This window comes from Micromonospora sp. NPDC005206, assembly GCF_040608175.1.
In the GTDB taxonomy this organism is placed as follows: Bacteria; Actinomycetota; Actinomycetes; order Mycobacteriales; family Micromonosporaceae; genus Micromonospora.
The window spans coordinates 73,196-96,250 of sequence record NZ_JBEXHU010000008.1; the positions used below are offsets into that span (position 1 = coordinate 73,196).

The 23,055-nt window shown below is 71.5% G+C and carries 20 protein-coding genes; 7 read left to right on the plus strand and 13 right to left on the minus strand.

What is annotated here, in order from left to right; genetic code table 11:
• Positions 1 to 153 precede the first annotated feature (153 nt).
• Positions 154 to 459, plus strand: a complete 306-nt coding sequence (locus ABZU69_RS13760; RefSeq protein WP_354964878.1) for a chorismate mutase — start codon at positions 154 to 156, stop codon at positions 457 to 459.
• Between the two features lie 161 nt (positions 460 to 620).
• Here ABZU69_RS13760 and ABZU69_RS13765 read toward each other — a convergent pair whose 3' ends face one another.
• The 5 genes from ABZU69_RS13765 to ABZU69_RS13785 form a co-directional block, all read right to left on the minus strand.
• Positions 621 to 1,637: a dipeptide ABC transporter ATP-binding protein gene (locus ABZU69_RS13765; RefSeq protein WP_354964703.1), complete on the minus strand. Its 1,017-nt coding sequence runs from the start codon at positions 1,635 to 1,637 to the stop codon at positions 621 to 623.
• Complete coding sequence (locus ABZU69_RS13770) at positions 1,630 to 2,658, minus strand: ABC transporter ATP-binding protein (protein ID WP_354964879.1); 1,029 nt, start codon at positions 2,656 to 2,658, stop codon at positions 1,630 to 1,632. Before ABZU69_RS13770 ends, ABZU69_RS13765 begins: the two co-directional genes overlap by 8 nt.
• A gap of 26 nt (positions 2,659 to 2,684) precedes the next feature.
• Positions 2,685 to 3,653: an ABC transporter permease gene (locus ABZU69_RS13775; RefSeq protein ID WP_354964704.1), complete on the minus strand. Its 969-nt coding sequence runs from the start codon at positions 3,651 to 3,653 to the stop codon at positions 2,685 to 2,687.
• Complete coding sequence (locus ABZU69_RS13780; protein ID WP_354964705.1) at positions 3,646 to 4,572, minus strand: ABC transporter permease; 927 nt, start codon at positions 4,570 to 4,572, stop codon at positions 3,646 to 3,648. Before ABZU69_RS13780 ends, ABZU69_RS13775 begins: the two co-directional genes overlap by 8 nt.
• 148 nt (positions 4,573 to 4,720) lie before the next feature.
• On the minus strand, positions 4,721 to 6,358 hold the full coding sequence (locus ABZU69_RS13785) for an ABC transporter substrate-binding protein (RefSeq protein ID WP_354964706.1): 1,638 nt from the start codon (positions 6,356 to 6,358) through the stop codon (positions 4,721 to 4,723).
• A gap of 432 nt (positions 6,359 to 6,790) precedes the next feature.
• Here ABZU69_RS13785 and ABZU69_RS13790 point away from each other — a divergent pair, with 432 nt between their 5' ends.
• Positions 6,791 to 7,054 (plus strand): PIG-L family deacetylase, encoded by a 264-nt coding sequence (locus ABZU69_RS13790; RefSeq protein WP_354964707.1) that lies wholly within the window; start codon positions 6,791 to 6,793, stop codon positions 7,052 to 7,054.
• Here ABZU69_RS13790 and ABZU69_RS13795 read toward each other — a convergent pair.
• Positions 7,012 to 7,698, minus strand: coding sequence for a response regulator transcription factor (locus tag ABZU69_RS13795; protein WP_172899192.1), 687 nt, complete (start codon positions 7,696 to 7,698; stop codon positions 7,012 to 7,014). The genes ABZU69_RS13790 and ABZU69_RS13795 overlap by 43 nt on opposite strands.
• A gap of 2 nt (positions 7,699 to 7,700) precedes the next feature.
• Positions 7,701 to 8,966, minus strand: a complete 1,266-nt coding sequence (locus ABZU69_RS13800) for a PspC domain-containing protein (protein ID WP_354964880.1) — start codon at positions 8,964 to 8,966, stop codon at positions 7,701 to 7,703.
• Positions 8,967 to 9,124: 158 nt separating this feature from the next.
• On the opposite strand from ABZU69_RS13800, the gene ABZU69_RS13805 reads away from it, so the two are divergent.
• The 3 genes from ABZU69_RS13805 to ABZU69_RS13815 all read left to right on the plus strand — a co-directional run bounded on the left by ABZU69_RS13805 (position 9,125) and on the right by ABZU69_RS13815 (position 13,015).
• Positions 9,125 to 10,996 (plus strand): PspC domain-containing protein, encoded by a 1,872-nt coding sequence (locus ABZU69_RS13805; RefSeq protein WP_354964708.1) that lies wholly within the window; start codon positions 9,125 to 9,127, stop codon positions 10,994 to 10,996.
• Positions 10,993 to 11,595: a hypothetical protein gene (locus tag ABZU69_RS13810; RefSeq protein ID WP_354964888.1), complete on the plus strand. Its 603-nt coding sequence runs from the start codon at positions 10,993 to 10,995 to the stop codon at positions 11,593 to 11,595. The genes ABZU69_RS13805 and ABZU69_RS13810 overlap by 4 nt, the downstream gene beginning before the upstream one ends.
• Positions 11,596 to 11,761: 166 nt before the next feature.
• Positions 11,762 to 13,015, plus strand: coding sequence for a phosphatidylserine decarboxylase (locus tag ABZU69_RS13815; protein ID WP_354964709.1), 1,254 nt, complete (start codon positions 11,762 to 11,764; stop codon positions 13,013 to 13,015).
• Between the two features lie 64 nt (positions 13,016 to 13,079).
• Here ABZU69_RS13815 and ABZU69_RS13820 read toward each other — a convergent pair whose 3' ends face one another.
• The 3 genes from ABZU69_RS13820 to ABZU69_RS13830 form a co-directional block, all read right to left on the minus strand.
• A complete protein-coding gene (locus ABZU69_RS13820) occupies positions 13,080 to 14,018 on the minus strand; it encodes a CDP-alcohol phosphatidyltransferase family protein (protein ID WP_354964881.1) in 939 nt (312 codons plus the stop codon).
• 344 nt (positions 14,019 to 14,362) lie between these two features.
• Positions 14,363 to 15,268, minus strand: a complete 906-nt coding sequence (locus ABZU69_RS13825) for an NUDIX domain-containing protein (protein WP_354964882.1) — start codon at positions 15,266 to 15,268, stop codon at positions 14,363 to 14,365.
• Between the two features lie 157 nt (positions 15,269 to 15,425).
• The gene (locus tag ABZU69_RS13830; protein WP_354964710.1) at positions 15,426 to 16,376 is read right to left on the minus strand and encodes an NUDIX hydrolase; all 951 of its coding nucleotides are present in this window, start codon (positions 16,374 to 16,376) and stop codon (positions 15,426 to 15,428) included.
• Between the two features lie 143 nt (positions 16,377 to 16,519).
• Between ABZU69_RS13830 and ABZU69_RS13835 the strand changes: the two genes are divergently transcribed.
• The gene (locus ABZU69_RS13835) at positions 16,520 to 16,861 is read left to right on the plus strand and encodes a PspC domain-containing protein (RefSeq protein ID WP_354964711.1); all 342 of its coding nucleotides are present in this window, start codon (positions 16,520 to 16,522) and stop codon (positions 16,859 to 16,861) included.
• A 7-nt stretch (positions 16,862 to 16,868) separates the two neighbouring features.
• Here the strand turns inward: ABZU69_RS13835 and guaA are convergent, their stop codons facing one another.
• Both guaA and ABZU69_RS13845 read right to left on the minus strand, forming a co-directional pair.
• Positions 16,869 to 18,425, minus strand: a complete 1,557-nt coding sequence (gene guaA / locus ABZU69_RS13840) for a glutamine-hydrolyzing GMP synthase (RefSeq protein WP_354964712.1) — start codon at positions 18,423 to 18,425, stop codon at positions 16,869 to 16,871.
• Between the two features lie 71 nt (positions 18,426 to 18,496).
• Positions 18,497 to 20,194: a GMC family oxidoreductase gene (locus tag ABZU69_RS13845; RefSeq protein WP_354964713.1), complete on the minus strand. Its 1,698-nt coding sequence runs from the start codon at positions 20,192 to 20,194 to the stop codon at positions 18,497 to 18,499.
• Between the two features lie 146 nt (positions 20,195 to 20,340).
• On the opposite strand from ABZU69_RS13845, the gene ABZU69_RS13850 reads away from it, so the two are divergent.
• On the plus strand, positions 20,341 to 21,459 hold the full coding sequence (locus tag ABZU69_RS13850; protein WP_354964714.1) for an LCP family protein: 1,119 nt from the start codon (positions 20,341 to 20,343) through the stop codon (positions 21,457 to 21,459).
• 46 nt (positions 21,460 to 21,505) lie between these two features.
• Here the strand turns inward: ABZU69_RS13850 and ABZU69_RS13855 are convergent, their stop codons facing one another.
• The gene (locus tag ABZU69_RS13855) at positions 21,506 to 22,963 is read right to left on the minus strand and encodes a M1 family metallopeptidase (RefSeq protein ID WP_354964715.1); all 1,458 of its coding nucleotides are present in this window, start codon (positions 22,961 to 22,963) and stop codon (positions 21,506 to 21,508) included.
• Positions 22,964 to 23,055 lie beyond the last annotated feature (92 nt).

Below are 23,055 nucleotides of genomic sequence, written 5' to 3' on the forward strand. Positions count from 1 at the left end.
GGAGCCCGGGGCTTTTTCGTCCCGGGATCCGGGCACCGGGCACGACAGTGCGAGAGGTACCCGATGATGACAGACGTGGCGGAGCAGAGCGGCGGGCCGGTCCGACCAGGGGCTGAGCAGCCCCCGGTCAATGGGAGCGAGCCCCCGGTGGGAATGGCGCCACCGGCCGAGGACGGCGGGCCGACCGAGGCACGGACCGGCACCGCGGAGCCGGCCGCCGCCGCACGGATCGTGCAGATCAGGGAACGCATCGACGAGATCGACGACGCGTTGATCTCGCTCTGGCACGAGCGGGCCACGCTATCTCAGGAGGTTGGGGCGACCCGGATGGCGTCCGGCGGGACGCGCCTGGTGCTCTCCCGGGAACGGGAGATCCTGGAGCGTTTCCGGGTCGCGCTCGGCGCCGACGGCACCCAACTGGCACTGCTGCTGCTCCGAGCGGGGCGCGGCCCACTGTGAGCCGCACGGGCCGGCCCCGGCTCGGGCGGCCGCCGCTCGACGGCCCACGCTGCGACCGGTCCGACGCCACCGCTCGGCTCCGAAGCAGGCAGCCGGGCGCCCCGGACAAACGAAACCGCCTGCCGTCGTCGTGGTGACGTCGGCAGGCGGTTCCGGGTGACTCAGGCGGCCTCGTGGCTCGCGACGATCTCGCGCTTCTCCGCGAAGTGGCAGGCGCTCGGGTGATCCGAGCTCCGCCGGATCTCCAGCAGCGGGACCTGCTCGGCGCAGACGTCCTGCGCCTTCCAGCAGCGGGTCCGGAACCGGCAGCCCGAGGGCGGGCTGATCGGCGACGGCACGTCACCGGTGAGCCGGATGATCGTCTTGTTGTTCCGCTGGGTCGGGTCCGGCACCGGCACCGCCGAGAGCAGCGCCTGGGTGTACGGGTGGGTCGGCCGCTCGTAGATCTCGTCCTCGGTGCCGATCTCAACGATCTTGCCGAGGTACATCACCGCGACGCGGTCCGAGAGGTGGCGGACCACCGACAGGTCGTGGGCGATGAAGACGTACGAGAGCCCGAACTCGCCCTGCAACTGCTCCAGCAGGTTCATCACCTGGGCCTGGATGGACACGTCCAGCGCCGACACCGGCTCGTCGCAGACGATCACCTCGGGCCGCAGCGCGAGCGCCCGGGCGATGCCGATGCGCTGGCGCTGACCGCCGGAGAACTGGTGCGGGTACCGGTTGATGTGCTCCGGGTTGAGCCCGACCAGGTCGAGCAGTTCCCTGACCTTCGCCCGACGGCTGCCCTTCGGCGCCACCTCCGGGTGGATCTCGAACGGCTCACCGAGCAGGTCACCGACGGTCATCCGCGGGTTGAGCGAGGTGTACGGGTCCTGCATCACCAGCTGGATCTGCCGACGGAGGCGCCGCAGCGCACCGCCGGAGAGCTTGGAGATGTCCTGGCCCTTGTAGACCACGCTGCCGGCGGTCGGCCGCTCCAGGTTCATCAGAACCCGGGCGAGGGTCGACTTGCCGCAGCCGGACTCACCGACCACACCCAGCGTCTCACCGGCACGGAGGCCGAACGAGACCCCGTCGACCGCCTTGACCTGACCGACGGTCTTCTTGAACACCACGCCCTGGGTGACGGGGTAGTGCTTGACCAGGTCACGGACCTCGATGATGTTCTCAGACACGGTTCACCAGCTCCTCGGCGAAGTGGCAGGCGCTGGCCCGTGCGGTGCCCACCTGCAGCAGCGGCGGGAGCTTCTCCCGGCACACCGGCTGAGCCATGGGACAGCGCGGGTTGAACGGGCAGCCCGGCGGGATGTTCATCAGGTTCGGCGGGAGGCCCTTGATCGTCCGGAGCTGCTGCCCCTTCTCGTCCATACGCGGAATCGAGTCGATCAGACCCAACGTGTACGGGTGCGCCGGCTTGGCGTACAGGTCGTACACGTCGGCTTCCTCGACGATCCGGCCCGCGTACATGACCGCGATCCGGTCCGCGACGTCGGCGACCACGCCGAGGTCGTGGGTGATCAGGATCATGCCCATCTGCCGCTCACGCTGAAGCTCGGCGAGCAGGTCCATGATCTGGGCCTGCACGGTCACGTCGAGCGCGGTGGTCGGCTCGTCCGCGATCAGCACCTCAGGGTCGAGCGCCAGCGACATCGCGATCATGGCGCGCTGCCGCATACCGCCGGAGAACTGGTGCGGATAGTTGCTGAACCGGTCCTTGGCGTTCGGGATCTTGACCTGGTCAAGCATCTCGATGGCGCGCTTCTTGGACTCCGCGCGACCCATGCCCCGCCGGACCCGGAACTGCTCGGCGATCTGGAACCCGACGGTGAAGACCGGGTTCAGCGCGGAGAGCGCGTCCTGGAAGATCATCGCGATGCCCTCACCGCGGATGCGGCGGCGCTCCTCGTTGGACATGCGGAGCATGTCCTTGCCGTGGAAGCGGACCTGCCCACCGGTGACGAAGCCGGGCGGGGTGTCGAGGATGCCCATGATGGTCTGCGCCGTGACGCTCTTACCGGAGCCGGACTCGCCGAGCACGGCGAGGGTCTCCCCCGCGTCGACGTGGTACGTGACCCCGTTGATGACCTTGGCGACGCCGTCCCGGGTACGGAACTCCACCCGCAGGTCTTCGACCTCGAGCAGCCGGCCGGAGGGACGTCCGGAGCCGCCGGTTCCCGGCGCGGACTGCTCAGACACGAGAATGTCGGACAACTGGATCTCCCCTAGCGGAGTTTCGGATCGAGGGCCTCGCGGACCGCCTCACCGAGCATCACGAAGCTCAGCACGGCGGTGACGAGGAACGCGGCGGGGAAGAACACCAGCCCCGGCGCGACCCGGATGAACTGCTGCCCGTCGCTGATCATGATGCCCCAGGACACCACCGGCGACTTCAGGCCGACGCCCAGGAACGACAGGGTGGCCTCGGCGCCGATGAACGAGCCGACCATGATCGTGCCGTAGACCAGCAGCGGGGCCAGGCAGTTCGGCAGCAGGTGCTTGAGGATGATCCGGCCGGTGCCGGCACCCAACGCGCGTGCCGCGACGATGTAGTCGGCCTCCTTGGTGGCCAGCACCGAGGAACGCATCAGCCGCATCACGACCGGCCAGCTCAGCACCATCAGGGAGGCGATCACCAGGCCCATGATCTGGGCCTTGCTGTTGCCGGAGTTCGAGCCGTTGAACGTGGTCAGGATGACGATCGCGCCGAGCACGAAGGGCAGGCCGAAGAAGACATCGGCGATCCGGCTGAGCAGAGCGTCCACCCAGCCACCGCGGTAGCCGGCGATGATGCCCATGGCACCACCGACCAGCAGGGTGCCGAGCACGGAGAGCACGGCGACCACGATGGAGGCACGCGCGCCGTAGATGACCCGGGCGTAGACGTCCCGACCCTGCACGTCGTAACCGAACCAGCCATCAGCGGACGGCTTGTTGAGGCTCCGGGACAGCGTGCCGTTGACCGCGTCGCCCGGGGCGAACAGCGCCGGGAAGGCCGCCATCAGCAGGAAGATCACGATCAGCGTGGCCGAGATCCAGAACAGCGGCTTGCGCCGCAGGTCCCGCCAGGCGTCACCGAGCAGGCCGCGCGGCTTCTCGTTGCTCTGCGGCAGGCCAGCGGTGGTGGGGGCGCCGGCGTCGGTCGGCTGCGCGGGAGGGGTGCTGACGATCGATGCGGTACTCGGGTCACTCATAGCGGATCCTCGGGTCCAGGGCGGCGTAGAGCAGGTCAACCAGCAGGTTCATCACGAGATAGACCAGCACGAGGACGACCACGATCCCTACCACGGTAGCGCTTTCCTTGGTGACGATCGCGCGGAAGACCTGGCGGCCGATTCCGTTGATACCGAAGATGCCCTCGGTGACGATCGCGCCGCCCATCAGGGCACCGAGGTCGGTGCCGAGCAGGGTGACCACCGGGATGAGCGAGTTGCGCAGCAGGTGCACGCCCACCACCCGGCGCATCGGGAGGCCCTTGGCGATGGCGGTACGCACGTAGTCGGCGCGGCGGTTCTCCGCGATGCTCGTTCGTGCCACCCGGGCGATGTACGCCACTGACGCGCTACCGAGCACGAAGCCCGGCACGATCAGCTCGGAGAGCCGCATCTCGGAGGAGACGGTCGGCTTGATGATGCCCCACTGCACGCCGAGCAGCCACTGAAGGACGAAGCCGACGACGAAGACCGGCAGCGCGATCAGGAACAGCGTGGAGACCAGGACCAGGTTGTCCAGGAACCCGTTGCGCCGCAGACCGGTCAGCACGCCGGCGCCGAGGCCGATCACGGCCTCGATGCTGAGCGCCACCAGGGCCAGCTTCAGCGTGTTCGGGTACGACGTCAGGATGATGTCACTGATCTCGCGCTGCGAGAACGTCTGACCGAAGTCGCCCTGGAGCAGGTTCTTCATGTAGTTCGCGTACTGCACGAAGACGTTCTGGTCCAGGTGGTACTTCTCGGTCATGAAGGCGATGTACTGGTCCGGGCAGCGGCGGTCACCGCACTTGCCGGCGAACGGATCGCCCGGAACGGCCCAGACGAGGGCGTAGATCATGAACGTCGTACCGATGAAGACCGGCACGAGTTGGAGCAGCCGTCTCAACAGATAACGGCCCATGGGGTGGTCCTCCAGACAGGGGGCGCGTCGGACGGCCGACACGGTGGTGACAACGTGGCGAGTGGATGTTGTAACACTCACTCGCGGAACGGCCCCGGGTCGGGCTCACCGGATGTGGCGAGCCCGACCCGGGGTCAGACCGTTCGGATCAGAGCTCGACCGAGGTGATGTCGAGTTCGCCGACGTTGTTCAGCTCGAGCTTCTTGACCTTCTCCGAGTGGCCGGACTGCTGGCCGTAGAAGTAGACCGGGATGCTCGGCACGTCCTGGTCGACCAGCTCGACGGCCTTGGAGAACTGCTCGTGCGAGGCCTCCAGGCTCGGTGCGGCACCGGCGGCCTTGGCCAGGGTGTCGACCTGCGGGTTGCTGTAGAGGCCGTCGTTCGAGGAGCCACCAGTCACGTAGAGCGGGTTGATCCAGTTCTCCACGTCCGGGTAGTCCTGCTGCCAGGCGGCGCGGTACGGGCCGGTCATCTTGTGCGCGTTGACCTGCTGGCGGAAGACCGCGAACGTCGGCATGCCCTCTGCGCGAGCCTCGATGCCGAGGTTGGTCTTGACCTGCTGCGCAACAGCGTCCATCCAGTCCTTGTGGCTGGAGTCCGTGTTGTAGTAGAAGACCATCTCGCCCGTGAAGCCACCGGCCTCGGCCAGGAGCCGCTTGGCCTCGGCGGCGTCGAACTTGCAGGCGGTGCAGTTACCCGGCTTGGCACCCGGGGTCAGCGGGTTCGCCCAGCTGTCGGCCGGCTTGCGGGTACCGAAGAAGATCTTGTCCGTGACCTCCTGGCGGTTGATCGACAGCGACACGGCACGACGCAGCTTCGGGTTCTGGAAGCGCTTGTCGTAGATCGGGAACGCGATCAGGCCGGTCGTCGGCGTGGTGGTCGACAGGCCCCGCTCGCCGAGGTCGGTCTTCCACTTGTCACCGGCGAGCGCCGAGGTGGGGATCGACTCCAGGAAGTCCAGGTTGTTGGCCAGCAGGTCGTTGTAGGCCGCCGTCTCGTCCTGGTACAGCTTGACGTCGACGTCCTTGACCTTCATGGTGTCGCGCAGGTTGTAGTCGTCGAAGCGCGTCAGCTTGATGAGGACGTTGTCGTCCCACGACACGAACTTCACCGGGCCGTTGCCGATCGGCTTCTTGCCGAACTCCTCGGGCTTCTGGGTGAAGAACACGTCCGGCAGCGGCATGAAGGCGCTGTAGCCGAGCTTGGTCGGGAAGACCGCGGTCGGGGCCGCCAGGGTGACCTCGAAGGTCTGGTCGTCGACGACCTTCAGGCCGGACAGCTTCTCGGCCGTCGGCGCCGGAGCCTTCTTCGGGCCCTCGCCGTCCGGGTCCGACGTGTAGGTCTTGTCGAAGCCCGCGATGTCCGAGAAGAAGGAGCCGTTCTGCGCACCGTTCGGCGAGTAGGCGGCCCAGTTCCAGGCGTCGACGAAGTTCTTCGCCTTCACCTCGGTACCGTCGTGGAACTTGGTACCCTTCTTGATCTTGATCGTGAAGACCTTGGAGTCCGTGGTGTTGATGGACTCCGCCAGCGCGTTGCGCGGGGCCCCACCGTCGTTCGGGTACTCGACCAGGCCGGTCCACATCCAGTCGATGATCTTGCCACCGCCGGTCTCCGTCGTGTTCGACGGGACCAGCGGGTTCTCCGGCTGGACGCCGTGGATAACGATCGAGCCGTCCTTGCTGGCGGCGGCGTCGCCGTCACCGTCACCGCTCGAGCAACCGCTCGCGACAAGCGCGGCAGCCGCGCTGAGCGCGATCGCGCTCGTCGCCCGCTTCGAGACTCTCATTCCGAGGGGCCTCCTCTTTCTAAACCTGGTTCCGTCGTGGGTTTCACGCACGTCTGGGGGTGACACCGCCCGACCACCCCGGGGCGCGGGTCGCCGGGTTCACAGGGAAGCTGGAGACACCCCTGATGTTCCGATCCGCCGGGCTCCCCCACCGACGAGGTACGACCCGACGCAGGCGACACAGCCACGAACCGGCCGCGAAATAGCGGAGGTCGTGGTCGTGGGCCGTACGGAGTGCCGCAGACCGAGGGTGAGGTGCTGCCACTGTGACACTCACTTGCCGCTTCCGTGAAGGTGCCGTTATCAAGCCGTTAGTTGCCCGCCACGTTGCCGATACCTGAAAAATGATCAGAAACCGGTTGGGTCGGGCAGCTCTGAGCAGGAAATACGTGGCCCAGCCGGACACCGCCGCCGCGCGCGGGGTCGGGATCTATGAGCTTTCCCGCGTCCGCTCCGGTGCTGTCCGACGGCCGGCCCGCGCCGGCCGTCTTTGCCCATCCGGACGATGCCGCCTTCGGCTGCACAGGCAAGATTGCCGGCTGGGTGGACGAGGGCGCCGACGTCGCTTTTCTGATCATCACCCGGGCGACGCCGGCGGATTCGACGACACAGACCGGGCCGAGATGCACCGGCTGCGCGTGGCGGAACCCGGGTCACACGAGGCGGCGGTCCGCCGCCCATCGCGAGAGTTCGTAGCGGTTGGACATCTGGAGCTTGCGCAGCACGTTCGACACGTGCGTCTCCACCGTCTTGATGGAGATGAACAGCTCCTTCGCGATCTCCTTGTACGCGTACCCCCGAGCGAGCAGCCGGAGCACCTCCCGCTCCCGGTTGGTGAGCTGGTCCAACTCCGGGTCGGCCACCGGGGCGTCCGGCCGGGCCGCGAAGGCGTCCAGGACGAACCCGGCCAGCCGAGGGCTGAACACCGCGTCACCGTCAGCGACCCGACGGATCGCCGCGGCCAGCTCGTCCGGCGAGATGGTCTTGGTGACGTAACCACGGGCGCCGGCCCGGATCAGCCCGATCACGTCCTCCGCCGCGTCGGAGACGCTCAGTGCCAGGAACTTGACCTGCGGATGGCTGCGCCGCATCGCCTCCAGCACCGCGCGCCCGCCGCCGTCGGGCATGTGCACGTCGAGCAGCACCACGTCCGGTCCGGTCGCGGCGATCCGGGTGACCGCCTCGGCCACCGTGCTCGCCTCGCCCACCACCTCGACGTGGGCGCCCAGCTCCGCGCGCACCCCGGCCCGGAACATCGCATGGTCGTCCACCAGGAACACCCGCAGCCGCTCGGGGCGGGCGTCCGCCGGGTCGAGGTGCTCCATCGACTGCTCGGCCATGGTCATCTGTTCCTCTCCGCTGCGGACGAGTCCCGGGAGATCGGCAGGATCAACCGGACCTCTGTCCCCTCCCCCGGGCCGGACCGGATTTCGGCCCGTCCGCCGTGCCGCTTCATCCGCCCGATGATCGAGCCGCGTACGCCGTGCCGGTGGTCCTCCACGGTATCCGGGTCGAAGCCCGCTCCCCGGTCCCGGACGAAGACGCTGACCTGATCGGGCTCCACCTCGGCGTACAGGGACACGGTCTGCACCCCCGCGTGTCGGGCCGCGTTCACCAGCGCCTCCCGCGCGGCGGCGACCAGCGCGCCGACCCGCTCGTCGTTCTCCCGGTCGCCGACCACCACCGCCTCCACCGTGATCGCGAAGGTGTCCTCGACCTCGGCCGCGGCCTGCTCGAGCGCGGCCGCGAGCCGCTCGTTCGGCGACGCGGTGGGCTTGTAGAGCCAGTTGCGCAGCGAACGTTCCTGCCCCCGGGCCAGCCGCTGCACCGTCTTGACGTCACCGGCGTTGCGCTGGATCAGGGCCAACGTGTGCAGCACCTGGTCGTGCACCATCGCGGCCAGCTCGGCCCGCTCCTGCTCGCGGATGCGCCCCTCGCGCTCCGAGCGGAGCTGGCTGTACGTCCGCCAGAGCACCGGCGCGGCGACCACACCGACCCCGGCCAGCCCGACCAGCGCGAAGATCACGCCGTTGATCACCGCGTCGAAGTTCTGCGCCGGCGAGTAGACCGCCGCGACGCCGATGATGCCGACCGCAACCAGCACCCCGCCGCCGATGAACCGGAGCACGAAGGCCCGCCGGTCGCTCTCCTCGACCACCGCGCCGAGCCAGGGCACCGGCATCGTGTCGCCCCACCGCCGCCGCCGCTCGGGCGCGGACTGGTGCCAGATGACGCCGGCGCCGACCGCGATGATGGCCACCAGCCAGCCGGCGGTGCCCGCCGCGCCGACCGAGTCGAAGACCATCACCTGGATCAGCAGAACCCCGAGCCCGATCCCCACGAACGGCAGGAGCTGGGCCACGTCGCGCCGGCGCGGCACCGCGGTGTCACCGGGCCGTAGCGGCACCACCGCCCAGAAGGCCGCGTAGAGCAGCAGGCCGAGCCCGCTCAGGCCGAGCAGCACCATGAACGCGACCCGCACCCGCAGCACCGAAATGCCGAGGTGGTCGGCGATGCCGGCGGCGACGCCGGCGGCCATCCGGTGCTCGGGGGCGCGGTAGAGGCGCGGGGGCGGTGTCACGATGCTGATCGGAGGCTCCCTGGTCACGGTGGCGGGTCGGGCGAGGTCGGTGGATCCGATCGTCACACGCTGCGGCGTACCGCGACCACGGGGACGCCCCCGACATTCCGGCCGCCCGGATCTCAGGGTGGGGTCAGGGTCGGGTCCTGAGGTCGCTCGGGCCCACCTGGCAGCAGGATCGAGGCATGACCGAGGAAGCTGCCCCGCCGCCCCGACCCGGGTCGGCACAGCCGGGCGGTTCATCACCGCCCTCACCAGCCGCGACACCCGCCGGCTGGGCCGAGCCCACCCAGTTCGGCCCGCCCACCGGCGCCACCACCGGCTTCGACGCGGGTCCGGCCGCCGACCCCACACCGGGCGCTCCGGACAGCGGCTACGGGCCCGGCGGCGCGGGCTACGGGCCCGGCGCCGGCTACGGCGCCGGGTACGCGGCCGGCACCGGCTACGGGGCGGGCGGGGCCGGGGGTACGCCACCCGGGCCGGGTGGTCCCGGGCCGTCGGCGCCGCCGCTGGGCGGGGCCGGCTTCACCTCGCGGTACGGGCTGGTCCGGCCGCGTGAGGGGCGCTACCTGGCCGGGGTCTGCGCGGCCATCGGACGAGCCACCAACACCGATCCGGTGCTCTGGCGGGTGCTGCTCGCGGTGCTCGGGTTCTTCGGCGGCATCGGCATCCTGGTGTACGTCGCCGCCTGGCTGATCATCCCCAACGAGGGCGACACCGCGTCCCCCGTGGAGTCCATGCTCGGACGCGGCCGGTCCAGCATGTCGCCGGTGACCGTGATCATCCTGGGCATCCTGGTCGCGGCCAGCTTCGGCTACATCGTCACCGACGCCTTCCGCGCGGTGCTGCTCGGGGCGGCCATCCTGATCGGCGGTGCGCTACTGCTCAACCGGGACAGCCGAGGGCCACAGCCCGGTGTCCCCGGTGGGGCGGCGCCCTCCGGGCCGATGGGTACGCCGCCCGGGCCCGTCCCGCCGGTCGCCTGGCCGGCGCCGGCCTCCGGCGCCGTGCCGCCCACCGGCCCGCTGGCGACCGCACCGCTGGCCAGCGGCGATCCGGCGTACGCCGGCGCGGCTCCGGGCGGGACGCCGACCCCGCACGCCCCGGTGTACGACGCGCCGGCCGCTTCCGCCCCGCAGCCGGTCACCAGCGCGCAGCCGGTGTCCGGAGTGGGTCCGGTGTCCGGGGGCCCGGCCGCCACGACGGCGCCGCAGGCCGCCTGGCCGGCACCACCGTCCACCACGCAGGGCTGGCCGAGCACCGGCACGCCCAGCGGGGGTTGGCCGTCGGCGCCGGTGACCGGTGCGCCCGCTGCCGGCTACCCGGTCACGCCACCGGCACCGGCCGGATACCGCCCTCCGTTCGCGCCGCACGGGCCGTACGCCGCGCCGGCCGCGTACCCCCCGCGCAAGCCACCGAAGCCGCCGAAGCCGCCGAAGCGACCCCGGGAGCGGTCGCCACTCGGCGCGGTGACGTTCTCGCTGATCTTTCTGGCACTCGGCGTCGTCGCCCTGCTCGACCTGCTGGACGTCTTCGACGTCGGCGCCTCGGCGTACTTCGCCGCCGCGTTGGCCACGATCGCGCTGGGGCTGCTGGTCGGCACCTGGTTCGGCCGGGCCCGCTGGCTGATCGCGCTCGGCCTGGTGACCGCCGCCGCATTGGGAACTGCCACGGTGGCCGAGTCGTACGACCGGATCCGCGGCGTCGACGGCGCGGTCACCTGGGCGCCCACCGACTACCGCGACCTCGCCGACCGGTACGAGAACAGCTTCGGTGACGCCGTGCTCGACCTGCGCGGGATCGACTTCGCGAAGCGGGACAGCCAGGTGACCGTGGCGATCAACTTCGGCCAGGCGACCGTGGTCGTGCCCCCGAACGTGGACGTCACCACGGTGGCGGACGTCAACGCGGGCGACGCCACCATCTTCGGCAACCGGTCCGGCGGGCTGGACGGGCGCCTGCGCGAGTCCACCGACCTGGGCGCGGACGGACCCGGGGGCGGGACACTGCGCCTGTACATCCACGTCAATGCCGGCAACCTGGAGGTGACCCGGTGAAGGCTCACCGTACGGACCTGGTGTCGTTCGCCTTCGGGTTGGTGTTCCTGGGGCTGTCCGCCTGGTGGCTGCTCGCCCAACTGCTCGGGCTCGCACTGCCGCCGGTCGGCTGGTTCCTGGCCGGCGCACTGATCCTGATCGGAGTCTTCGGGCTGGTCGGCGCGCTGCGCTCCGGCCGGCCGGCCCAACCGGGACCGACCGCTCAGGACGCCGTCCCCGCCGAGTCCGCCGTGCCGGTCTCCGGTGCGTCCGCGCCGATCTCCGGCGCGGGCCTGCCGTCCTGGGACGCCGAACGCTCCACCTGGGACGCTCCCACACCGGGACCGGTGGCGGAGACGACCACCGAGATGCGGGCACCGGAGACGCCGACGGCCGAGATGCGGGCACCGGAGACGCCGACCGCCGAGGTGATCCACCCAGCCTGGCTGGCCCACCCGCCGTCGGAGCCGGAGACCACCCCGGTCTCCGATCAGCGCGCCGACGGGGGCGACGAGCCGACCACCGGCCTCCTCGCCGGCCCGGCCGGGGCGGAGGCCGACGAGCCGACCCGGGTCGACCACCCGGCGGACGAGCGGGACGACCAGCGGCGCGAGCCCTGACCCGGCGCCTGCCCGCGCCGGCCTTCTCCACCGCTCCGGCGGTGCGGCCGGCGCGGGCAGGCGCATATGCTGAGCGGTGGAGATCTCGCCTCCGCCGGCCGGCCCGTCCCGCCATGGCGGGCCCCGCCGCGATTCCCGTCTCTACCCCGTCAGGAGCCCGTCCGACATGACCCAGTCCCCCGCCGTGCGTACCACCGGTCGGTCCGGTCCGGTCCGCATCGGCGAGCGAGCCGCCCGTACGCTCGTCACCGAGCTGGCCCGGATCAACGATCCCAAGGTCGCCCTCCTGGTCGGCGCGAGCCCGGAGTCCGCGGTGCTGGCCGCGGCGATCGAGGCGCTGCTCCCCGGTGACCGGCTCACCGTGGTACCCGCCGAGTCGTCCGGCGTCACGGTGCTGCGCGAGCACGTCACCGCCCAGGGCCGGTGGGTCGCCGACCGGGTTCGCGTGATCGACTCGCTGGCCGAGGCGGAGGTCGCCAGGGTGGTCATCGCCGGCGAGGCGTTCACCGGCACCGCCGAGGACACCCGCGGCACCATCGAGACCCTGGTCAAGCACCTGGCCGACGGCGCGGTGCTGAACGTCGCCACCGCCGCCACGCCCGGTCGGACCACCGGCGCCGCCGCCGAGTTGGCCCGGCAGGACGCCCTCTACGGCGTCGGCGCGGACCTGGTGCTGCGCAACTCGCCGCCGGTCCGGATCTACCGGCTGCGGTTCACCGCGGCCAGCCCGGCCGCGGCCGACCGGTTGGCCCCGGCGCACCGGCCGTCGAGCGTTCCGCTGACCCGTGGCATGCACATCGACTCCAACGGGGTGGCCGCGGCCGGCATCACGCTGGGCCTGGCCGTGCTGGCCCGGGTGGCACGTCCGTCGTCCAAGCTCTGGCTGTTGCCGGCGCTGGCCGCCGGGCCGGTCGCCGCGTTCTTCCGCGACCCGCAGCGCGACGTGCCGGAGGACCCGGCGGCCGTGGTCGCCAGCGCGGACGGGCAGGTCCTGTCGGTGCAGCGACTGCACGACGAACGTTTCGGCGATGGTGAGTGGCTGCGGATCGCGGTCTTCCTGTCCGTGCTGGACGTGCACGTCAACCGGGCGCCGGTCGCCGGCAAGGTGGTGGACTACTTCGTCGCCGACGGCGGCTTCGTCAACGCGATGAAGCCGGACGCCGAGCACAACGTGGCCGCGTACACCGTGCTGGACACCAGCCGCGGCACGGTGGTGGTCGCCCAGCGGACCGGGCTGATCGCCCGCCGGATCGTGCAGCGCGCGCCGATCGGCGCGCTGCTCGCGAAGGGCGAGCGCTTCGGGCTGATCAGGTTCGGCTCCCGGACCGACGTGTACCTGCCGGCCGAGGCCGCCGAGCCGCTGGTCGGACCGGGCGACAAGGTGGTCGGGGGTTCCACGGTCATCGCCCGCTGGCGCTGACCCCGTCCAACGAGAAACGGGGCGCCCGCCGGTCGGCGGGCGCCCCGTTTCCTTTGCGCGCGAATCAGGCGGTACGACGCTGCCGCAGCCAGAGCACCGGCCCGCTGACCAGGTAACCCACCACGATCAGGGCGAACGTGAGCCGGATGTCGACCAGCGCGCCGATCACCGGGGCCAGCCAGAGCCACGGCGGCAGCTTGACCAGCCGGGCGAGCTTGGCGTACGGGAAGCTGGAGACCATCGCGAAGGCGAGCAGCGCCACCCCGGCGACCAGCACGAGGCCGGGGACGGGCAGACCGATCGCGACGGTCACGGCGAGCACCGCGGCCGCCATGGTGGTGGGCACCCCGCAGAAGAAGCGGCCGTCCTTCGGCGAGACGTTGAAACGGGCCAGTCGGATCGCGGCACACGCTGCGACCAGGGCGCAGGCCACCGCCGCCGCGGCCGTCGACACCGAGCCGGCGAGCGAGGCGTAGACCACGACCGGCGCGGCGAGACCGAACGAGCACATGTCGGCCAGTGAGTCCATCTGTGCGCCGAACGGGCTGGCCACACCGAGCCGGCGGGCCAGTGCGCCGTCCAGACCGTCGAAGGCGACACAGGCGATCAGGCAGAGCGCGGCGAGGCGCACCTCACCCTGCATGGCCTGGAAGATGGCGAGCATGCCGAGCATCAGGCTGGCCAGCGTGCACGCGTTGACCAGGCCGAACTTCATCCGGCGGGCGACTGTGCGCTCGCCGGGGAGCAGTGGGATCGACCGGGCCGAAGCCTCGTCGGCGTGCGCCATCGGCGGCAGCGCCGGGCTGACCGGCATGACGGCCTCGATCTCCGACCGCCTGACGTCGAGCGATGAGCGGCCGAGGCGGTCCAGGCCGTAGCGGCGGCGCTGCCGGTCGGCGTACCGGTGCTCGGGCAGCGCCAGGTCGGTGGTCCGCAGGTCGCCGTCGCGGCGGCCCACACGGACCAGCAGCACCTGACGGGCGAACGTGCTGCTGCGGCGCAACCGGCCCGCCCAGCGACGCCCGGCGGGGCGCGGACTGTCAGTCGTACGACGCCGGCGCCATAGGGCTCTCGGCACGTTTCCTCCATCACCGGATCGGCTGCCGCCGTGGGGCGGGTGTCCGGCTGTCTCGTGCCGGACCTTGCGTGGCCCGGCAGCCGTTTTGCGGAGTACACCATCGCATAGGGGAACGGGACTTGGCGATAGCTGCCGGCGGTACTTATATCTGGCTTAAACCGCGCGAACCGCACTCTTGTTCCCATGCCGGGCCTCATCGCCCGTTTCCTCCATCATTCCCGCCATCGACTGTACCGGAGGGTCACCATCTCGGCTCACCGAGCGTGGGGCTATCGACCCGACTGTCCGATTGCCGAGGCAGCGATCCCGGTCAACGGCAGGTCGGCGGCCTCGGCCGGGGTGAACCAGCCGGCTCGGGCCGTCGAACCGCCGGCAGACTCGGTGACCACCGCATCGGTAGGTACGTCCACCAGCACCCGATAGATCACTCGGACGCCATGCCAGTCCAACGGCCGACCCTCCGGGCCGAGCGCGGCAGGGTTGTGCAGATTGTCCACGCCGAGCAGCTCCACCACCCGGCCCAGCTGACCGCCCTCCTCGACCAGCTCACGGAGCAGCCCGGTGGTTGGTTGCTCGCCGTGATCGGTGCCGCCACCCGGCAGGTGCCACCTGCCCGCTCCCGGGTAGCCGTGCGCGATCTGGGTGAGCAGGATCCGCCCGGCCGGATCGGTGACCAGCCCGTACGCCCCGAAGCGCAGCCGACGGTCGGGGTGCGCCGGCGGGAACGGCTCGGCGGGCCGGTGGACACCGGTCGGGAGCGGGGTGACCGGCAGGCCGAGCAGCTCGGCGCTGAACGGTGCCAGCGGGAGGCGGGCCGCCTCGGCGGTGGTGACCCAGCGAGCCCGGTCGGTCGGGCCGTCCCCGGCGTCACGCAGCGTGCCACCACGCGTGCTCAGCTCGAACGCCAACCGGTCGGTGTGCAGGGCGATGCCGTCCTCCGGGTAGGTGGTCACGTCGGCGACGGCCGCCCGCAGCCGGTCCACCGTCACGGTCAGCCCGGTCTGCCCGGCGACCTCGCGCTCCACCGCGTGCTCCGGATGCTCGGCATGCGCCACCGCACCCCCGGGCACCCGCCAAACCTCCGGCCCTTCGTCCCCACCCCGCTCCCGCACCACCAACACGCGCCCCGAGTCCCACAGAACCCCGTAGACCCCCACACCCCGCCGCAGCTCCATCCCGCTCCCCGCCATCCCCGCCATCCCCCGCCATCCCCCGTCGATCATGAAGTTATCGCCATCCATCTCGGCGTGTCCTGACAATAACTTCATGATCAACGCAGGGATGGGCGGGTCCGGGGGGCCGGGGAGGGGGGTGGGAGAGGGAGGGAGCGGGTTAGGTGAGTTGGGCGGCTTGGACTGCTTCGGCGGTCACCTCGGTGAGGTGGTGGGTGGGGAGGGCGCCCAGCTCCTCGCGGGCGAACCAGCGGGCCTCGCAGGTGGAGCCGCCCACGTCGGCCACCGTCAACGGGTTGGGCTGGTCGACCACCACCCGGTAGAACGCACGCACCCCGTGCCAGTCGATCGGGTAGCCCTCCGGGCCGAGCGAGGCCGCGTCGCGGTGACTGGCCACGCCGAGCAGCTCGACCAGTCGGCCGGTCTGGCCGGTCTCCTCGACCAGCTCCCGGATCAGCGCCGCGCCCGGCTGCTCGCCGTAGTCGGTGCCGCCGCCGGGCAGGTGCCAGCAGCCGGCGCCCGGGTAGCCGTCGGAGACGCGGGTGAGCAGCACCCGACCGGCCGGATCGGTGCACACCGCGTACGCGGCGAAGCGCTGCGCCCGGTGCAGCCCGTCCGGGCCGGGCACCGCGTAGAAGGAGGGGAACTCCGGCGCCTCGTCGGGCACCACGTCGGCCGAGGAGGCGGGCAGACCGAGGGCACGCGCGGTGAACGAGCGCAGCGGAAGCTGCCGGGCCTCGTCGAGGGTGTACCAGCGGGCCAGATCGGTGGGGCGCTCGCCGACCCGGTCTGCGAGGGTGCCGCCGCGCACCGCCACCCGGTAGATCAGCCGGTCGGTGTGGATCGTGATGCCGCGCTCCGGCAGGGCCCGCATGTCGGCGAGCACGTCGGCCAGGCCCGAGACGGCGACCGAGAGGCCGGTCTCGGCGGCGGTCTCCCGGACCACCGTGTGGTTCGGGTCCTCGCCGTGGTCGACCGCCCCACCGGGCAGCGACCACGTGCCGGGTGTGCCGGAGCGCTCCGATGCACGGACCAGCAACACTTGGCCGTCTGGGTCAGCACAAACTGCGTATGCCGCGATCCTGCGGAGCGGCTCCAGCAAGGTGGTCACGGAAGCAAATTCTCCCCGGGCCGGGTTACCGGAACGGAAAAGAGTCGGATTCCTGACTGTCTGACCCCGATCAGGGATCGGTCAGGGTAAGGATCCGGGCGGTCACCGAGGTCGGGCCGGGCACCGGCGCGGAGTGTGGAGGCATGACATCCACCACCGCTCCCCACGCCCCGTACAAGCAGCTCCGGCGACCCACCACCGACCGCATGGTGGCCGGTGTCGCCAGCGGCCTCGGTCGCTACTTCGCCGTCGACCCCACCGTGGTCCGGGTGATCTTCGCGGTCAGCGGCCTGCTCACCGGCGGGTTGGCGCTGTTCGCGTACCCGATCATGTGGTTCCTGATGCCCGAGGAGCCCACCGGAGCGCCGGCCTGGCCGCACCCGACGGGCGTCGCGCCGCAGGGCCCGCCGCCCACCGCCGGGCCCGCGCCCGGCGTGCCGGACCCGGGGTACGCCCCGACGCCGTCCTATCCACCGACCGCGTGAGGCGCGCTCACTCCCACTCGATGGTGCCCGGCGGCTTGCTGGTCACGTCCAGCACCACGCGGTTCACCTCGGCCACCTCGTTGGTGATCCGGGTGGAGATGCGGGCCACCACCTCGTAGGGCAGTCGTGACCAGTCTGCGGTCATCGCGTCCTCGCTGGAGACCGGGCGCAGCACCACGGGATGCCCGTAGCTGCGCCCGTCGCCCTGCACGCCGACGCTGCGCACATCGGCGAGCAGCACCACCGGGAACTGCCAGACGCCGCGGTCCAGGCCGGCCGCGGTCAGCTCCTCCCGGGCGATCAGGTCGGCCCGGCGCAGCAGGTCGAGACGCTCCCGGTCGACCGCGCCGATGATCCGGATGGCCAGGCCGGGGCCCGGGAACGGGTGCCGCCAGACCATCGCCTCGGGCAGGCCCAGCTCCAGGCCGAGCGCGCGGACCTCGTCCTTGAACAGCGTGCGCAGCGGCTCGACCAGCGCGAACTTCAGGTCCTCCGGAAGGCCGCCGACGTTGTGGTGGCTCTTGATGTTGGCGGTGCCCGTGCCGCCGCCGGACTCGACCACGTCCGGGTAGAGGGTGCCCTGGACCAGGAACTCGACATCGCCGTGCGAGGCGATCTCGCGGGCGGCGGCCTCGAAGACCCGGATGAACTCCCGACCGATGATCTTGCGCTTCTGCTCCGGATCGGTCACCCCGGCCAGCGCGCCCAGGAACCGGTCCGCCGCGTCGACCACCTTCAGCTTGATGCCGGTGGCCGCCACGTAGTCCTTCTCGACCTGCTCCGCCTCACCGGCACGCAGCAGGCCATGGTCGACGAAGACACAGGTGAGCTGGTCACCGACCGCCCTGTGCACCAGCGCGGCGGCGACCGCCGAGTCCACCCCGCCGGACAGGCCGCAGATGACCTCCTTGTCGCCGACCTGGGCGCGGATCCGGGCCACCTGCTCGTCGATGATGTTCTCGGCCGTCCACGTCGGCTCGATGCCGGCGATGTCGTACAGGAAGCGGGTCAGCATCTCCTGGCCGTGCGCGGTGTGCCCGACCTCCGGATGGAACTGCACGCCCGCCCGGCGACCGGCCAGGTCCTCGAACGCCGCCACCGGCGCGCCCTCCGACTCGGCGGTCACCGTGAAGCCCTCGGGCGCCTCGGTGACGCAGTCGCCGTGACTCATCCAGACCGGCAGGTCGGCCGGCAGGTCGCGGAGCAGCACGCCGGGCTCGAGGAGACGGGGGCGCAGCGGCGTGCCGCCGTACTCACGGCTGCCCGTCCTCGCGACCGTCCCACCGAGTGCCTGGGCCATCGCCTGGAAGCCGTAGCAGATGCCGAAGACCGGCACGTCGGCGGTGAACACGCCGGCGTCGATCTGCGGGGCGTCCGGCGCATAGACGCTGGACGGGCCGCCGGAGAGGATGATCGCGGCCGGGTTCTTCGCCAGCATCTCGGCGACCGGCATCGAGTGCGGCACGATCTCCGAGTAGACGTTCGCCTCGCGGACCCGGCGGGCGATGAGCTGGGCGTACTGGGCTCCGAAGTCCACCACGAGGACGGGGCGAGGCAGGCTCATGTGCACAAAGCCTACCGACAGTCACCGCCGCCCCCGGCACCGGCTCGCCCCCAGCGCGCCGCCGGGGTGGGTCAGGGGCGCAGGGCGGCGGGAGCGTCCGCCGGGACGGCGGGGTTGTGCGGTGCGACCGGGTCCACCCGGCGGTACGGGCTGCCGAGCGGGGGTCGCGGGTCGGGGTGGTCCCTGTTGGGCCAGAGGGACATGGCCCGCTCAGCCTGCGCGGTGATCGTCAGCGATGGGTTGACGCCGAGGTTGGCCGAGACCGCCGCGCCGTCCACCACGTGCAGCCCCGGGTGCCCGTACACCCGATGGTAGGGGTCGATCACCCCGTCCGCCGGGGTGGCCCCGATCGCCGCCCCGCCCAGGATGTGCGCGGTCACCGGGATGTCGAACGGCTCGGTGAGCGAGCCGCCGGGCGTACCGCCGATCTCCTCGGCGAGCAGCCGGGCCGCGGTGTTGCCGGCCGGGATCCAGGTCGGGTTGGGCGCGCCGTGGCCCGGGCCGGTGACCAGCCGGCGGCCGAGCGCGCCACGCCGCCACCGGGTGGTCAGGGAGTTGTCCACCGACTGCATCACCAGGGCGATCACCGTGCGCTCCGACCAGCCACGCACCGAGAGCATGCCGGCGGCCAGCCCGGGCTGCCGCACGATGCTGCCCAGCCAGCGCCGGACCCGGTGCGGACCCCCGTCGACCAGCAGCGACTGGAGCAACCCCATCGCGTTGGAACCGCGTCCGTAGCGGACCGGCTCGACGTGCGTCTGCGGGTCGGGGTGGAACGAGCTGGTGATCGCCACCCCCTCGGTGAAGTCCAGCCGCTCGGACCGGGCACGCTGGCGCGGCACCGAGGCCCCCAGGATCGCCTCCGAGTTGGTCCGGGTCAGCTCGCCCAGGCGCGGCGAGAGCCCCGGCAACGCCCCATCGGCCTTCATCTCGTGCAGCAGCCGTTGGGTGCCGAGCGCCCCGGCCGCGAAGACCACCTCGTCGGCCTGGATCACCTGGTGACGGCGACGCAGCCAGGCCCCGGTGCGGAGGGTGTGCACCTCGTACCCGCCGCCGGCGGCCGGCCGGACGGCGGTCACCGTGGTCAGCGGGTGCACCGTGGCGCCCAGCCGCTCGGCGAGCCAGAGATAGTTCTTGACCAGGGTGTTCTTCGCCCCGTGCCGGCAACCCGTCATGCACGAGCCGCAGTGCAGGCAGCCGGTGCGCTCCGGGCCGGCGCCGCCGAAGTACGGGTCGGCGGCCCGCTGGCCGGGGCGGCCGATGTGCACGCCGACCGGGGTGGCGTGGAAGGTGTGCCCCACCCCCATCCGCTCGGCCACCGCCCGCATGGCCCGGTCCGCTCCGGTGTCCACCGGGTACGTGGTGACGCCGAGCATCCGCTTCGCCTGGTCGTAGTGGCGGGCCAGCTCGTCGCGCCAGTCGGTGATGTCCCGCCACTGCGGATCGCTGTAGAAGGCTGGCAGCGGCTCGTAGAGGGTGTTCGCGTAGACCAGCGAACCGCCGCCCACGCCGGCTCCGGAGAGCACCAGCACACCGCCGCCGGATCGCCGGTCGGCCGGACGGAGCAGGGTGATCCGCTGGATGCCGTAGCAGCCCAGCTTCGGCGCCCACAGGAACCGGCGGGCCCGCCACGACGTCTGCGGGAACTCGTCGTCGGCGAACCGTCGGCCCGCTTCCAGCACGCCGACCGAGTAGCCCTTCTCAGCCAGCCGGAGCGCGGTGACGCTGCCGCCGAAGCCGGACCCGATGACGATCACGTCGTACCGCATGAACGCATCATTACCGGTGAGTAGCGCTCGCGCCAGCGGCAGTTTCGCGCGATCATGCTCCGGCCGACCGACCCGGTGCCTTCCGGCCGCAACCCGGAGCACCCGTCGGAGCGTTGTTCCGGATACGGGTGGAAGGGAATTCGAAGATGGTTCTCGGATCGATGGCACCACGCCGGCGGTGGCTGCTGCTGGGGCTGGCGGCCCTCGCCATCGTCGCGCTGGTCGCGGCCGGGGCGGTGGTGGTCACCCGGCTGACCGGCGACGACACGCCGGACCGTTCGGCACCGGCCGGCTCGCCGAGCGCGCTGCCGGCCGGCACGCCCAGCCCCAGCCCGACCGGGCCGCCGCCGGGCGCCAACATCACCGGACCACTGAACCTGCTGCTGGTCGGGGTGGACACCCGGGTCAGCGTGCCCGGCTGGGAGCCGCACGCCGACTCCGTGCTGGTGCTGCACGTGCCCAAGGGACTGGGCCGGGCGTACCTCTTCTCGCTCCCCCGCGACCTGCTGGTGGACATCCCGGCGTTCCCGAAGGCCGACTACGCCGGCGGCAAGACCAAGCTCACCCACGCGATGAGCTTCGGCAGCCGGGTGCCGGGCAAGCCCAAACAGCCGAGCACCGCCCAGGGGTACGAGCTGCTGCGCAGCACGGTCAGCGGGTACACCGGCCTGCGCATCGACGCTGGCGCGGTGCTCACCTTCACCGGGTTCGACCGGCTGGTGACCGCCCTGGGTGGGGTGGACATCTACGTCGACCAGCGGGTCGCCTCACTGCACCGTCGGCCCGACGGCAAGTACCGGGAGAGCGCCCCGGGCGGGTACACCGGACCGCAGATGGTCTACGAGAAGGGCGACCGGCACCTCAACGGCTGGCAGGCGCTGGACTACGCGCGGCAGCGCTACATCACCGGCGGCGACTACGCCCGGCAGCGCCACCAGCAGCAGCTGATCCGGGCGCTGACCCGCAAGATCCTGGACGAGGGCCTGGCCCGGCAGCCGGAGCGGGTCGACCAGGTGGTCGCCGCACTGGGCGACACCCTGGTCTACGTGGGCGGTCGCCGCATCGTGGACCTGGCGTACGCGCTGGGCGGGGTGCCGGAGGACCGGTTCGTGCTGGTCGGCCTGCCCGGCTCTGGCGTCGGCAAGGGCAGCGCCTACCGCGGCGAACAGCTCACCAGCGTCGGCCGGAAGTTCATCTCCGAGCTGCGCGCCGGCCGCGCCGACGCCTATCTGTCCGCCCACCCCACGCTGCGCGTCAAGACCTGACCCGGGGTCCCCGCGATCTGACCGGATCGCGGGGACCGTGGCGGGATCAGAGGGGCTTGGGGGTGGGAGGCTTCTTCGTGCCGTAGAGCCAGGCGTCGAAGACCTTGTCGAGTTGCTTGCCGGAGATGCGCTCGGCGTGCGCCACGAATTCGGCGGTGGTGGCGGTGCCGTTGCGCTTCTCCGCCGCCCAGGTCTTGACGATCTCGAAGAACGCCTTGTCGCCGACGGCGACCCGCAGCGCGTGCAGGGTCATCCCGCCGCGCTGGTAGACCGACTCGCTGAACAGCCCCTTCACCCCGGGCTTGCCGGGCGGCGTCGTCCACACCTGCGCCGGCACCTGGGCGTACCGGCTGTCGAACGCCTGCTCGGCGGTGTACTCCCTGGTGTGCTCGGCCCAGAGCCACTCCGCGTACGTGGCGAAGCCCTCGTTGAGCCAGATGTCCTCCCACTTGGCCAGCGCCACGCTGTCGCCGAACCACTGGTGGGCCAGTTCGTGCGCGACCACCTCGGTGTTCTCGCCCTGCCGGAAGAAGGCGGCGGAGTAGACCGGGCGGCTCTGGGTCTCCAGCGCGTAGCCGATCCGGCTGTCGGAGACCACCACACCGCCGTACGCGTCGAACGGGTAGGGCCCGAACACGCTCTCCAGGTAGTCGGCCACCTTGACGGTCTTCGCGATCGAGGCGTCCGCCGCACCCTTGGCCACCTTCGTGGTGACCGCGCTGTACACCGGCCTTCCCTTGTGCTCGGAGGTGGTGATCCGGAACTTGCCGATCACCAGCGTGCTCAGGTAGCTGGCCATCGGCGACTTCTCCGACCACTTCCAGGTGGTCCAGCCGTCCTTGCTGGTCTTGCCACCCGGTACGCCGTTGCTGACAGCGGTCACACCGTCCGGGACGGTGATCTCGAAGTCGTACGCCGCCTTGTCCGAGGGGTGGTCGTTGACCGGGAACCAGGTGCTCGCCGACTCGGGTTGGCCCAGCGCGATGGCACCGTCCGAGGTGTGCAGGAACCCGCCGTCGCCGAGCACCTCGTTCTTCAACGGCTTCGGCTGCCCCTCGTACCCGATCTCGGCGACGAATCCGTTGCCGTTGATCAGGCCGGCGGCCGGCTTGATCACCAGTTCGTTCTTCTGCCGGGTGTGGGTGGCCGGGGCGCCGTCCACGGTGACCGTCCTGACGGTCAGGCCGGCCAGGTCGAGGTTGAACGCCGACAGGTCGGCGGTCGCGGTGGCCTGCACCGTGACCTTGCCGGTCAGCTGGTCCTTCGCCGGGTCGTAACGCACCTTGACGGTGTACCGGCCGACGTCGTAGCCGCCGTTGCCGTAGGTGGGGAAGTAGGCGTCACCGACCCCGGCCGCGCCGGGGGCGAACGTCCGCGACGGCGTCGGGGAGGCACCTATGGGCGGCGCCGCCTCCGGGGTCGAAGAGTCGCATCCGGACAGTACGAGCGCCGCGGTCACCAGCAGACCGGCAGACACCCGCAGCCTGTGCCTCGTCACCCACATCACGAGCCCTCCCCCGTACGGCGGCGGCCTGCGCCGCCCCACGCGAACGGCGTCCGCCCGCCGGCCGCAGGGCGGCAGCCTATCGACCGACC